This window comes from Bacillus cereus group sp. MYBK79-1, assembly GCF_051915365.1.
Lineage (GTDB): Bacteria > Bacillota > Bacilli > Bacillales > Bacillaceae_G > Bacillus_A.
The window spans coordinates 43,768-57,573 of sequence record NZ_JBQAEO010000002.1; the positions used below are offsets into that span (position 1 = coordinate 43,768).

The following is a 13,806-nucleotide window of genomic DNA, read 5'->3' on the forward strand; positions in this document are numbered from 1 at the left end:
GTGAAAAGGAAAAGATTTTACTGACATTTCACCTTATTTTTTTGTGCAATTATACAAAAGTACCCGCTCCTCTCCAAGAGATTCACGGGTACTTTTTATCACCGTAGTTTTACCTATATAGTGATTAGTATTTTTCTAATACTAATACATCGTAACCATCTAACATTTTACGACCATCTAAGTAAGTAAGCTCTACTAAGAATGCAATTCCTGCTACAACTCCACCAAGTTCTTCAACTAGCTTAATTGTCGCTTCAATTGTTCCACCTGTAGCTAATAGATCATCTGTAATTAATACGCGTTGACCTGGCTTAATTGCATCTTTATGGATTGTTAAAACATCTTTACCATACTCTTTACCGTAGTCAACTGTAATTACTTCACGTGGTAATTTTCCTAATTTACGAACTGGTGCAAAACCTACTTCTAGTGCATAAGAAACTGGGCAACCGATAATAAAGCCACGTGCTTCTGGCCCTACTACAACGTCAATGTCTCTTTTCTTTGCATACTCAACGATTGCATCTGTTGCTGCTTTGTATGCTTTACCGTCGTTCATTAACGGTGTAATGTCTTTAAATACAATACCTTCTTTTGGATAATCCGGTACAATTGCGATATGTTGCTTGAAATCCATATTTCTGAATCCTCCTCAGATCTAAAAGGTTTGTAAATACAAATCCTTTACCCTAACTGTTCTACTTCTTTATGATTACGAATCGTTTCAAACCATGTATATAGTTGCTGATATGTGCTATAAACCAATTCTTTTTCTAATTGTAAGTGGTTCATTTTCTCACGATATGTGTTCGATTCAATTAAATCACGCTTTTGTTTTTTGTCTGCCATAAAAATGACGCCATCTTTTATTGTAACAAATTCTAACTCAAAAAACACCTGTGTCATGAAATTTACTGTATCTTTTGACCAACCTTTATGTCGACATAGTTGTTCTCCATATTGTCTTAAAGAAAATGGTGCTTTTTGGTTCAAGAATGAGTAGTACCATTTAAAATGTTCCCTCGTTGGAACAGTACTAAATAAATGATTATTCTCTTGATAAAATAGCGTATAAATTCGCGACGGGAACCCCACTTTAAATAAATCTCGTAATTCATCTGTTCCTTTTGGCAAATCAAGTAACACGATGTATTGATCGTCTAAATGAGTTACTTCTGATGCATGCATAATATGCTCTTTATAGTCTTCTAAAGAAAATTTATTCAATACCTCTTCAGAAAAATACACCATCGTTATTTTTTCTTTCGGAAGTTCTGCTACATTCGCTTCTACGTTACGCATACTACGCCAATCAAATAATTGCCACGCCTCTACCGCAATATCTTGTACCATTAATTGCGGCTTCTTAAAATTATTCCATTCATTGATAGATGCTTCCCCTATTACAGATACCTTTGCAACTGGAGAAATTTCTTTCGCATACGCACCAAAACCAAATCCGATTGTGTCCAGTGTTGCTTGTCCATCACGAAGAGCCATTTTCAAATGAGAACCGTCGGATCCGATTGCTCGAATACTTTCTAGCTCTGCATCCTTCACTGCAATACGTGGTTTTGGATTTCCAACACCAAATGGCGCTAACTTTTGCATATCTTCAATTGCTGCAAGTGTTACATCTTCCACTTTACAAAAGACATCAACAGATGTAATTGGAATAAAATCTTCTTCCGCTAAAATTGTATCCGCTTGTTCATTTAAGCGGCGGCGTAATTCATCTACATCATTCATATGTAGCGTCATTCCCGCTGCCATCGGATGCCCTCCGAAGTGTGGCAATAACTCTCTACAATCTGACAAGTTTGCAAACAAATCAAATCCTGCAATACTACGTGCTGAACCTTTTGCTGTTTCTTTTACAGGATCAATACTTAATACAATCGTCGGACGATAGAAACGTTCAACTAATTTAGAAGCGACAATTCCAATTACACCTGGATTCCACCCTTCTTTTGCAAGCACTAGTACTTTATTGTCTTCAGGCGGAAAATTATTTTCCACTTCAGCGATAGCTTCTTCTGTAATTTGCTTTACAATATCTTTTCGCAGTTTGTTCAGCTCATCAATTTCTTCAGCCAGCTCTTTTGCTTCTTCTGGATCATCTGATAATAAAAGATGTACAGCCGGCGTAGCATCTTCTAAACGTCCAACTGCATTAATACGCGGTGCGAGTGAGAAGCCAATACTCTCTTCTGTAATTTCACTTTGCGAAACGTTAGCAACTTTAAATAGCGCCTTTAATCCAATATTTTTCGTCATGCGCATATGTTTTAAACCGCGTTTCACTAGCAATCTATTTTCACCATGAAGTGATACTAAATCGGCTACTGTACCAATCACTGCAATTTCTAATAAATGTTCCGGTACACGGCCTAATAGTGCATGTGCAACTTTAAACGCAACACCTACACCAGCTAAATAGTGAAACGGATACACACCGCCATCTAATTTCGGATGAATAATTGCAAGTGCTTCTGGCAATTCTGGTGGCGGCTCATGGTGATCTGTAATAATAAGATCTACCCCAAGTTCCTTCGCTACCTTCGCTTCATGCACTGCTGCGATACCAGTATCGACAGTAATAATTAGTGAGAACCCTGCGCTATGTGCCCAACGAAATGCTTCTTCGTTTGGCCCATAACCTTCTGTAAAACGGTTTGGAATATAAAACTCGACATCTGCACCTAATTCTTGCAAAGCAAGATATAACACAGTCGTACTACTTACTCCGTCCGCATCGTAGTCACCAAATATTAATATTTGTTCTCCATTTTGAACTGCCTTATTTACACGTTCTACCGTTCTATCCATTCCTTCTAATAAAAATGGATCATGAAATTCTTGATTTTCTGTATTTAAAAAATCTAAAATCTTATCTTCTGTATCTAGTCCTCTACCGAGGAATAACGAAACGACAAGTGGTGATAATTGTAATTTACTTGCTAATTCACTCACTCGCTCATTATTATATTCTTTTTCTTTCCAACGCGTCTTCGGTTGTAACACGAAATCACCCCTTAACCTGTTCATTATACAAGACAGATTAAGGGGTGACAATATCATGCAAACTACGATGCAATATCTATATACCAAAATGTTAATGATATTTAATTTGGAGAATACGGATTTATATGTACAAACACATTTTGTACGTTATCTTGTTCCATAAGCGTTTCTTTCACATGCTTTCCAATGCGGTGCCCTTCTTCTACAGTAATGTATGGATCTACAGAAACTTTAATATCGACAATAACGTAATGACCATGCTCCCTTGCATATAAAGAGCCGATTTTTTTCACGCCATCTATTTGAAGTACTGCTTCTCTTAGCGGGATCACATCCTCCTCATGAAGAACATGATCAAGCGTTGCATGTATTGCTTCTGCTCCAATACTCCACGCCATCTTCGCAACAAGAAGTGAAACAAATAATCCTGCAATTGGATCGGCATATACAAGCCAATCTAACCCAAACTTACCACCGAGAATTGCTGCACAAATACCGATTAAAGCTGCAATTGAAGAAAATACATCCGAACGGTGCTCATATGCATTTGCAATAATTGCATCACTATTTACCCTTTTCCCTAATCGGAATTTATATTGAAACATTCCTTCTTTTACGACAATCGAAAGAACAACAGCAAAAATCGTAATTCCCTTCGGTGGTTCTAATTCTTGTGAAAAGGCTTTTATAGATGAAATCGCTATCTCGATTCCCACAATAAATAACAATACTGCAACAATAATTGCTGAAATCGATTCCGCTTTACCATGACCATACGGATGATCTTCATCAGGCGGCTGCTTTGCTGCTCGCAATCCAAACAGTACAGCGAGCGAACCAATTACATCTGATGCAGAATGCACGGCATCCGCTAATAGTGCTTTACTGTTCCCAATATAGCCAATTACCGCCTTTACAATCGCTAATATAATATTACCAACGATCCCGACAATAGCACCAAACTCGGCCTGTTTAAAACGTTCATCTTTTTCCATAATTAAAATCCCTTCTTTTCTTAACCTATCTTTTTATCCCACTTTAATGGGCAGTAAGACCACCACCTCAAAATGCAGCGAAAGCAAAGAAGTTAGGTGGGGGTCGGGCTGCCCATAAAAGTCCGATTGGTTCAACTAATAATCAGTGGGGATGAAGAAAACCCCCACTGATTAAAGTTTCACTTTATTGTAACAAAAACAGCGATAACATCACCACTTTCTTCCATCTTCCTTCTGCTAAAAAGTTGCTATCTTATTGTATCCACAAACGAAAAAAGAGATGCCTCATAAAGAGACATCATCTTTTTTATACTTGCGGTTCAGATTCTACTTTCTCAACCTTTTTCTTGTTTTTGCCCTTTTTCAAACGACGATTTTCAAGCATTAACCAAATTTGAGAAGCAACGAAAACAGAAGAGTACGTACCTACAACTAATCCGACAAGTAACGCAAACGAGAAGTTACGTAATGACTCACTACCGAAGATAAGTAACGCAATTACCGGGAATAACACTGTTAATACGGTGTTAATCGAACGACCAAGCGTTTGACGAATACTTGCATTTACGATTTCTTCTAAGTCTTTTATATCGCGAACTCGTTTTTTCTGTTTGTATAATTCACGGTTTCTATCAAATGTAACAATTGAGTCATTAATAGAATAACCGATGATTGTTAACACCGCAGCGATAAACGTTAAGTCTACCTCTAACTGGAAAATACTAAATATAACAATCATAACGAATGCGTCATGTAATAATGCAAGTACGGCAGATAATGCATACGTAAATCGGAATCGAATACTTACGTATAAAATGATAACCGCAGAAGCAATTAATACTGCGATAAATGCATTTCGTGCAATCTCTTTACCGATTGTCGGTGAAACTGTACTTACGTTTGGATCTGTACCATATTTATCGTGGAAGAATGTTTTTGTTTTCGCAATTTCATCTTTTGATAGAACACCTAATGTACGAACTGCGAATCCTTTATTGTCATCTCCAGTCGGTACAATATTTTCTTCCTTCACATCAATGTTCAATTCTTTAAAATCTTTATGAACATCAGCCACAGTAACTGATTGTTTTGATTGTAAGTCGATACGTGTACCACTTGCGAAGTCAATACCAAGATTCAATTTGAAAATTGGTAAAATAATTGCACCTGCAATTACAACTACCATCGAGAAGATAAGGAATTTATGACCGACATTTACGAAATTAATACGATCAAATTTCGTTGGTGGATGTACTACACCTTTTGTTAATGGAATAATATCCTTTTGTTTTACACCAAAATATGCTGGTTTTTTATCGAAGTAACGACTCTTTACAAGTAATCCTAATAAGAAACGAGTACCGAATACGTTTGTAATGAAACCAACTAAAATACTTACAATTAAGCTTGTTGCGAATCCTTTTACAGAGCTATTACCATAAACGAATAGTACACCAGCTGCTGCAAGTGTTGTAATGTTCGCATCTAGAATTGTTGCTAATGAACGATGGTTACCAGCACGAAATGCTGACATCATTGACTTACCAATTTTCAGCTCTTCTTTCAGTCTCTCGTACGTAATAATATTCGCATCAACTGCGATACCTACCCCGAGCACTAACGCCGCAATACCTGGCAACGTAAGAACTGCATGCATCCAGTTAAAGACAAGTAATGTAACGAAAATGTATAACCCTAACATAATAACCGCTACAATTCCTGGTAAACGGTAGAATACAAGCATAAATAAGAAAATAAGAGCGATACCAATCGCACTAGCGAAAATCGTTTGCTCTAATGCTTGTTGACCAAATTTCGCTCCAACAGATGTTGAATACATTTCTTTTAAATCAACAGGAAGTGCACCTGCATTTAATAAAGATGAAAGTTCTTTCGCACTTTCAACTGTGAAGTTTCCACCTACGATAGATACTTCAGCTTGGTTAAATACTTGTTCTACTGTTGCTGCTGATAAAAACTTCGGATTTGGTTTTGCTGATTCTGCTTTATACGAATCTTTTCCTTCTTCAAAATCAAGCCAAATTATCATTAAATTCGTTGGTGGTGGCATTTTTGAAATCTTTTCTGTTACTCCACGGAATTTTTCAGCGCTTTTTAACGCAAGTCCAACACTTGGACGACCTTTATCATCAAATGTTTGCTTCGCTCCGCCGCCTTTTAAATCCGTTCCGTCCATAAGAAGGTTGTCATCTACATCACGGAATGTTAATTTCGCTTGTGTTGATAACATTTCACGTGCTTTTTGCTGATCTTGTACACCAGCAAGCTGTACGCGAATTCGATCTTGCCCTTCGATTTGAATGTTCGGCTCACTTACACCGAGAACATTGACACGATTTTCAAGAGCGCCTACTGTACTTACAAGTACGTCTCGATCGATTTTATCACCTTTTTTGGCCGGTTTTACTTCATAAAGAATTTCAAAACCACCGCGAAGGTCTAGTCCTAAACTAATTCCTTTTGCTATGTCTTTTCCTGCCGCACCAATGACTCCACCGATTAATAAAACGATGAGGAAAAAGGCGGCAATTCTCGTACCACGCTTTGCCATATGTACCCTCTTTCTGCTACTAACACTTTAAATAAATCTCTTACGATTCACTTTTACACGTGTGCATACGCCTAGTTAGTAGACTTCCTTTCTATAATTTTGCTAGTTCATCACTAGCTGTGTCGATATGTTTTTCACAATACCTACACTTTCATTATTTATTTTCTCTCTTCACTACCCCCTTTATATATAATCTTAGACATAATTATTTCCTCATTATCAATACCTATCATTATACTGCAAAAGGAAGAACAAACCAATTGCAGTCGGTTATTTATTTTCATATTCATCAAACGACCAAAGTGGCGCTTGATATGCTTCAACAGTTAAATAAGTCATATATTCATTAGTACTTACTGTTAATACGTCATTAACTAATTCATACAATCTAACATCACTGTCTATCTTCTTCCACTTTTTCGTTTTAAGAAACTTCCAAATGTCATTATCTGTTACTCGATCATAACCGAACATGTGGAACTCCTCTACTTTACTTTCTAAAACGACTTGTAACTGTCCGCGGTACGATTCTACCAAAGCCTCTCTATCTAACATATATAACATCTCCTTCTTATTTCAGCACGAAAAGTCGCTTTTAATCCCGCTCTAATGGACAGCAATAACTACTTTCAAGAGCACTCTCATACTCCACTCTCTTAAATGCTTGTCATTCTTGTCTCATACGTGCATATAAATTATTGTAAATCATTCCACTGATTTTGAGAAGGTAGGAGAAGACCATGACGAGACAAAGCTTTTTAAAAGGCGCATTTATTTTAATGATAGCCGGCTTTATTACCAAAATCCTTGGATTTATTAACCGGATTGTAATGGCACGTATTTTAGGGGAAGAAGGCGTTGGCCTTTATATGATGGCCGTTCCTACATTCATTCTAGCAATTACATTAACACAAATCGGCCTTCCTGTCGCAATCGCAAAATTTGTAGCTGAAGCTGAAGCTGTGAACGATAAACAAAGAGTTAAAAAAATATTAACAGTATCATTAGCTGTTACATCCGTTATTAGTATCATTTTAACAATTGGAATTATGCTCCTCACACCTATTTTAGCAAAAACATTATTAACGGATGAACGAACGTATTATCCATTAATGGCCATTTTACCTGTCGTTCCTGTTATTGCCGTTTCTTCTGTTTTACGCGGTTATTTCCAAGGGAAACAAAATATGAAACCGAGCGCTTACGCCCAAGTTATAGAACAAGTTGTTCGCATCACAATCATCGCTGTATGCATCCAGTTATTTTTGCCTTACGGCGTAGAATATGCTGCAGCCGGCGCTATGTTATCAGCCGTTCTCGGTGAAGTTGCATCGTTATTATTTTTACTCACTTTATTTCAGCGCGAAAAACATTTATCTATACGCTCTGGATTTTTCACTACTGTAAAGGAAAGCAAGGGTACATTTTATTCTCTTATGGATATTGCCCTTCCAACTACAGGAAGTCGTTTAATCGGTTCCGTTTCCTATTTTTTTGAACCTATCGTTGTTATGCAAAGCTTAGCAATTGCCGGAGTTGCTGCCTCTGTCGCAACCCAGCAATACGGTATATTAAACGGTTATGCATTCCCACTTCTATCACTGCCAGCCTTTATTACATACGCTCTTTCTACAGCACTCGTCCCATCTATTAGTGAAGCTATGGCAAAAAGACAACATAAATTAGTTGAACACCGCTTACAACAAGCTCTTAGAATCTCATTAATTACTGGTGGATGGTCAGTCGTTATATTATATGTATTTGCTTCTCCTGTTTTAACTCTTATGTATGGATCGGATAGTGCAACAGCATTCATCCAGCTTCTTGCACCTTGTTTTTTATTTCATTATTTCCAAAGTCCACTTACCTCTGTTTTACAAGCTTTAAACTTAGCACGTGCGGCGATGATGAATACATTTATTGGCGCTATCGTGAAATTAATCGTTATTTTTGTACTAGCTTCAAGGCCAGATTTTCAAATGATGGGGGTTGCACTCGCTATCGCTGCAAATATAGTAACGGTAACATTCCTTCATTACGCTACTGTTTTAAAGAAAATTACATTTACCATTTACGCAAAAGACTATATTTTCGGTGGACTTGCTATCGGTATTGCAGGCTCTTTCGGTTTTTACCTTCATAAATATATGATTTTCTCTCATTCACTCGGCGTACAAACATTATGGGAAATCACTTTAACAACAATCGTTTATATTGTCCTCCTCTTCACTTTCAAACTCATTCGAAAAGAAGAGTTAAGCCGACTTCCAATCATTCGAAAACTTTCATTTTTGAAGTAAACGGGCTTACTATTTCATATAGTAAGCCTCTAGTTTTCTTTCAAATCAACAAAAAATTGTCCATTTTGAAAGCTGCAGTATAAAATTTGTTTGATATCGTTGTAACCTATGTTTTTTAATTTGCCAATGAGCCATTCGTCTGTATGTTCAATCATTTGTAAATGATTCGATTGAATTTCTCCATCAATAATAAGAGGAAGAGTAAACTGCAATGCATCCTGTTTACCTTTTTGTTTTTGAAAGACAGATAACTTCCCAGATGGTTCTAAAATAGCGTATTCTACATCTCGGATATCTCCAACTCCCTGCTCCCTTAATTGCATCATTAAATCATCTATATTATAACGTTGCTTTCTCATCTTCTTTTCATCAATTTTCCCCGCATTTATCATAATCGCCGGTTCACCTTCTATTAAATGCCGAAATCGCTGAAACTTTAGTGAAACGACTGACAAAATGATTTGTATGCACATCAGAAAAGTCATCGGAACTAATTGGTGCCAAAGTGATTTATCGGTATTTTCAATTGCGACTACAGCCATTTCGCCAAGCATAATGAACACGACTAAATCTAATACACTTAGCTCTCCAATTTCACGTTTACCCATAAGACGAAAAATAATTAATATGATGATATACAAAAGCATCGTCCGGCCAATGATTGATACCCATTCCATTTCTACATCTCCTTTTTTACGTATAGACTCCCCTATCAAAAAGAAACTAGTCTAACTTAGGCAAAAGGAAAATATGCTTGTATTAAAAAGGGGGAATGTATAAATGGGTGGAACGAAAAAATTATCAACTGCAATCGGCTTTGGTATTATTACCTTATTAATTCTTGCATCAATTATTAGCATGGTTATGGCTCTTTTATTAAAGTTTACAGATATGACTGAAGGGACATTAGCCATTACTATTTTTATACTAGCTCTTTTATCTATGCTTATATCCGGATTTACTGCCGGCAAAAAAGCACAAGGGAAAGGTTGGCTAGTAGGTTTCACAACAGGTCTTACATTCGCTATACTTGTTTTTCTAGTTAACTATTTAGGCTTCTCTCAAACTTTATCGAACTCCCAGTTACTTTATCAATTAGCATTAATGGGTGCGAGTACACTCGGTGGGGTTTTCGGGGTAAATATGTCAAAACAAAATAACTAAAAAAGGCCCTGCATATTTCATGCAGGGCCTTCCTCATTAGTTTTTCACAACTTCACGAATCGCATTGCGATCGAAAGTTAAGTGTGAACCACCAGACTTAATAACGATTTTCGTCTCATCTACTGATTCGATTGTACCGTGTAAACCACCGATTGTTACGATAGCATCACCTTTTGCTAACTCATTTTGCATTTGAGCAACTGCTTTTTGACGCTTTTGTTGCGGGCGAATTAATAAGAAATAGAAAATCGCAAACATCGCAACGATCATAACGATATTCATCATACCTGGATTCATCTTTTGTTCCTCCTTTTAAATTATGTATTAGAAGTTTTTAGCATTCGGTTTATTAAAGCCATACTGTTCAAAGAACTCTTCGCGGAAATCGCCAAGACGGTCTTCACGAATAGCTTGTCTCACCTGCTCCATTAAGTTTAACAGAAAATGAAGGTTGTGATAAGACGTTAAACGAATTCCGAACGTTTCATCACATTTCATTAAGTGACGAATGTACGCACGAGAGTAATTTTTACATGTATAGCAATCACAATTTGGATCAAGCGGACCGAAGTCTCTTGCGAATTTCGCATTCTTTACAACAAGGCGACCTTCACTTGTCATACATGTACCATTTCGAGCGATACGAGTTGGAAGTACGCAGTCAAACATATCAATACCACGAATTGCACCATCAATTAATGAGTCAGGCGAACCTACTCCCATTAAGTAACGTGGCTTATTATCTGGAAGAAGTGGTGTTGTAAACTCAAGTACACGGTTCATAATATCTTTCGGCTCACCTACAGATAAACCACCTACAGCGTAACCAGGGAAGTCCATTGAAACAAGGTCTTTTGCACTTTGACGACGAAGTTCTTCGAACTCTCCGCCTTGTACAATACCGAATAAACCTTGATCTTGTGGGCGTTCATGCGCTTTTAAACAACGTTCTGCCCAGCGGCTTGTACGTTCTACAGATTTCTTCATATATTCAAAAGTAGCCGGGAATGGCGGACACTCATCAAATGCCATCATAATGTCTGAACCTAACGCATTTTGAATTTCCATCGCTTTTTCTGGTGATAAGAATAATTTATCTCCATTTAAGTGGTTACGGAAGTGAACGCCTTCCTCTTCAATACGACGGAAGTCACTTAAACTGAATACTTGGAAACCACCAGAATCCGTTAAGATTGCACGATCCCAGTTCATAAATTTATGCAAACCGCCTGCTTCACGAATAATTTCGTGACCTGGGCGTAGCCATAAATGATACGTATTACTTAAAATAATGCCAGAATCCATTGCTTTTAACTCTTCTGGTGACATTGTCTTAACTGTTGCAAGTGTACCAACTGGCATAAACGTTGGTGTATCAAATGAACCGTGCGGCGTATGTACACGTCCTAAACGGGCACCTGTTTGTTTACAAGTTTTAATAAATTCATAACGAATTGCTGTCATAATTTACTCCTTTTATTTGTTTCCCATTTTAGCGTGAGATGCAACGAACATTGCATCACCGAAGCTAAAGAAACGATATTTTTCTTTTACTGCTTCATTATAAGCATGAAGTACATTATCTCTGTTTGCAAATGCACTTACAAGCATAATTAATGTTGATTTCGGTAAATGGAAGTTTGTAATCAAACCATCAATTGCTTTAAATTCATAACCTGGGTACATAAAAATGTCTGTCCAGCCAGAAGCAGCACAAAGCTTACCGTCATGATCTGTCGCAATTGTTTCTAACGTACGAGTTGAAGTCGTACCTACCGTAATAATACGTCCACCACTCTCTTTCACACGATTTAATAATGCCGCTGTCTCTTCAGACATATGGTAATATTCCGCGTGCATATGGTGTTCTTCAATCGTATCGGCAGAAACTGGTCTAAATGTTCCAAGCCCTACGTGAAGTGTAATGAAAGCTAACTCGACGCCTTTTTGTTTTAACTTCTCCAGTAACTCTTCTGTAAAGTGAAGTCCTGCAGTCGGCGCTGCTGCTGAACCGATTTCTTTCGCATATACTGTTTGATAGCGATCGCGATCTTCTAGCGTCTCTTTAATATATGGAGGAAGTGGCATTTCCCCAAGTTCATCTAAAATTTCATAGAAGATGCCGTCATATGAAAATTCAAGCTGACGTCCACCTTGATCTGCAGTTCCTATGCAAGTTGCTTTTAATTTCCCTTCGCCAAAAGAGAGAACAGTTCCTTCTTTTACGCGTTTCGCTGGCTTAACAAGCGTTTCCCACTTATCGCCTTCTTCTTGTTTTAAAAGAAGTACTTCAATGTGTGCACCTGTATCTTCTTTCACACCATGCAAACGAGCAGGCATTACTTTCGTTTCATTTAATACTAAGCAATCTCCCTCATGTAAGTAAGAAAGAATGTCTGTAAAATGTTTATGCTCAATGTCACCTGTTTCACGGTCTAACACCATTAATCTTGATGTTTCACGATCTTCTAATGGGACTTGTGCAATAAGTTCTTCTGGTAAATGAAAATCAAACAGATTTATATCCATAACTATATCCACCTATTTCTTATTTAAATCGATTTATTATATACATAATAAAAGATAATACAATACTTATCACAATACATGTAATGATAGGAAAATAAAAGGTAACGTTACCTTTTTTCACAAAAATATCGCCTGGAAGTCTTCCAATGAACTTCCAAGCTAAGCCAACAACGATGAGTAAGATACCTGCTGTAATAAGCAATTTCGGCATCTCCGTCATACTTTTGGCATCTCCATTCCGAAATGCTCATATGCAAGCGGCGTTACGATTCGGCCTCTTGGCGTTCGTTGTAAAAAGCCAATTTGTAATAAATACGGCTCATACACATCTTCAATCGTATGAGATTCTTCTCCGATTGTTGCCGAAACCGTTTCTAACCCGACTGGGCCACCGCGGAATTTCTCAATAATACCAAGCAATAATTTATGGTCAATATGATCTAAACCTAATTTATCTACTTGCAGTAGCTCTAATGCCATTTGTGTAATTTCCATCGTAACCGTTCCGTTACCACGAACTTGCGCGAAATCACGTACACGTCTTAAAAGACGATTCGCAATACGAGGTGTACCACGAGCACGTCTTGCAATTTCTAGTGCAGCTAACGAATCAATTTCAACTTCGAATACTTCTGCTGTACGTTCAACAATCTCAGAAAGCTGATCTACTGTGTAATATTCTAATCTCGAAAGTACACCGAAACGGTCACGCAGCGGTGCTGATAATGCTCCCGCACGTGTCGTTGCTCCAACTAATGTAAATGGCGGCAAATCTAAACGTACAGACCGTGCTGACGGCCCTTTTCCAATTACAATATCAAGACAAAAATCTTCCATCGCAGGATATAACACTTCTTCAATCGATCTATGCAAGCGATGAATTTCGTCAATAAATAATACATCCCCTGGCTGAAGCGCTGTTAATACAGCTGCTAAATCTCCTGGCCTTTCAATTGCTGGCCCTGAAGTTGTTCTAACATTTACGCCCATTTCATTAGCAATAATATTGGCAAGCGTCGTTTTACCAAGCCCTGGTGGTCCATATAGAAGCACGTGATCTAACGTTTCTTCACGCATTTTCGCCGCTTCAATAAACACCTCTAAATTATGTTTCGCTTTATCTTGGCCAATATACTGACGGAGCGTCTGTGGCCGTAATGAATATTCTAAATCCGAATCTTCATATGCAGATTCCCCTGAAAGGAGACGTTCGTCCATTATA

The 13,806-nt window shown here is 37.6% G+C and carries 13 protein-coding genes; 2 read left to right on the forward strand and 11 right to left on the reverse strand.

The features are described from left to right. Positions 1-124 precede the first annotated feature (124 nt). From ACTFOB_RS04940 to ACTFOB_RS04960, 5 genes are all read right to left on the reverse strand, one after another. Positions 125-637 (reverse strand): adenine phosphoribosyltransferase, encoded by a 513-nt coding sequence (locus ACTFOB_RS04940; protein WP_000346221.1) that lies wholly within the window; start codon positions 635-637, stop codon positions 125-127. Between the two features lie 47 nt (positions 638-684). Continuing rightward, positions 685-3,024: a single-stranded-DNA-specific exonuclease RecJ gene (gene recJ / locus ACTFOB_RS04945; RefSeq protein ID WP_440024838.1), complete on the reverse strand. Its 2,340-nt coding sequence runs from the start codon at positions 3,022-3,024 to the stop codon at positions 685-687. Between the two features lie 101 nt (positions 3,025-3,125). Continuing rightward, positions 3,126-4,019 (reverse strand): cation diffusion facilitator family transporter, encoded by an 894-nt coding sequence (locus ACTFOB_RS04950; RefSeq protein ID WP_440024839.1) that lies wholly within the window; start codon positions 4,017-4,019, stop codon positions 3,126-3,128. A 307-nt stretch (positions 4,020-4,326) separates the two neighbouring features. Then, positions 4,327-6,591 (reverse strand): protein translocase subunit SecDF, encoded by a 2,265-nt coding sequence (gene secDF, locus ACTFOB_RS04955; RefSeq protein ID WP_440024840.1) that lies wholly within the window; start codon positions 6,589-6,591, stop codon positions 4,327-4,329. Positions 6,592-6,861: 270 nt separating this feature from the next. After that, positions 6,862-7,146, reverse strand: coding sequence for a post-transcriptional regulator (locus ACTFOB_RS04960; RefSeq protein WP_440024842.1), 285 nt, complete (start codon positions 7,144-7,146; stop codon positions 6,862-6,864). A gap of 185 nt (positions 7,147-7,331) precedes the next feature. Between ACTFOB_RS04960 and spoVB the strand changes: the two genes are divergently transcribed. Beyond that, positions 7,332-8,891 carry a stage V sporulation protein B gene (gene spoVB / locus ACTFOB_RS04965; protein ID WP_440024843.1) on the forward strand — a complete coding sequence of 520 codons (1,560 nt, stop codon included), beginning with the start codon at positions 7,332-7,334 and terminating at the stop codon, positions 8,889-8,891. A 29-nt stretch (positions 8,892-8,920) separates the two neighbouring features. Here spoVB and ACTFOB_RS04970 read toward each other — a convergent pair whose 3' ends face one another. Further along, the gene (locus ACTFOB_RS04970; protein ID WP_440024844.1) at positions 8,921-9,568 is read right to left on the reverse strand and encodes a DUF421 domain-containing protein; all 648 of its coding nucleotides are present in this window, start codon (positions 9,566-9,568) and stop codon (positions 8,921-8,923) included. Between the two features lie 103 nt (positions 9,569-9,671). Between ACTFOB_RS04970 and ACTFOB_RS04975 the strand changes: the two genes are divergently transcribed. Continuing rightward, complete coding sequence (locus ACTFOB_RS04975) at positions 9,672-10,055, forward strand: TIGR04086 family membrane protein (protein ID WP_151633564.1); 384 nt, start codon at positions 9,672-9,674, stop codon at positions 10,053-10,055. 36 nt (positions 10,056-10,091) lie between these two features. On the opposite strand, the gene yajC is transcribed toward ACTFOB_RS04975, so the two are convergent. From yajC to ruvB, 5 genes are read right to left on the reverse strand one after another with little or no spacing between them, the layout of a single operon-like run. Next, positions 10,092-10,352: a preprotein translocase subunit YajC gene (gene yajC / locus ACTFOB_RS04980; RefSeq protein WP_001068064.1), complete on the reverse strand. Its 261-nt coding sequence runs from the start codon at positions 10,350-10,352 to the stop codon at positions 10,092-10,094. 27 nt (positions 10,353-10,379) lie between these two features. Further along, on the reverse strand, positions 10,380-11,519 hold the full coding sequence (gene tgt, locus ACTFOB_RS04985; RefSeq protein ID WP_000125362.1) for a tRNA guanosine(34) transglycosylase Tgt: 1,140 nt from the start codon (positions 11,517-11,519) through the stop codon (positions 10,380-10,382). Positions 11,520-11,531: 12 nt separating this feature from the next. Beyond that, positions 11,532-12,584: a tRNA preQ1(34) S-adenosylmethionine ribosyltransferase-isomerase QueA gene (gene queA / locus ACTFOB_RS04990; protein ID WP_440024847.1), complete on the reverse strand. Its 1,053-nt coding sequence runs from the start codon at positions 12,582-12,584 to the stop codon at positions 11,532-11,534. A 19-nt stretch (positions 12,585-12,603) separates the two neighbouring features. Beyond that, a complete protein-coding gene (locus ACTFOB_RS04995) occupies positions 12,604-12,804 on the reverse strand; it encodes a DUF2905 domain-containing protein (RefSeq protein ID WP_151633560.1) in 201 nt (66 codons plus the stop codon). Beyond that, entirely contained in the window at positions 12,801-13,802 is a 1,002-nt protein-coding gene (gene ruvB, locus ACTFOB_RS05000) for a Holliday junction branch migration DNA helicase RuvB (RefSeq protein ID WP_000344467.1), read from the reverse strand. The genes ACTFOB_RS04995 and ruvB overlap by 4 nt, the downstream gene beginning before the upstream one ends. Positions 13,803-13,806: the final 4 nt, after the last annotated feature.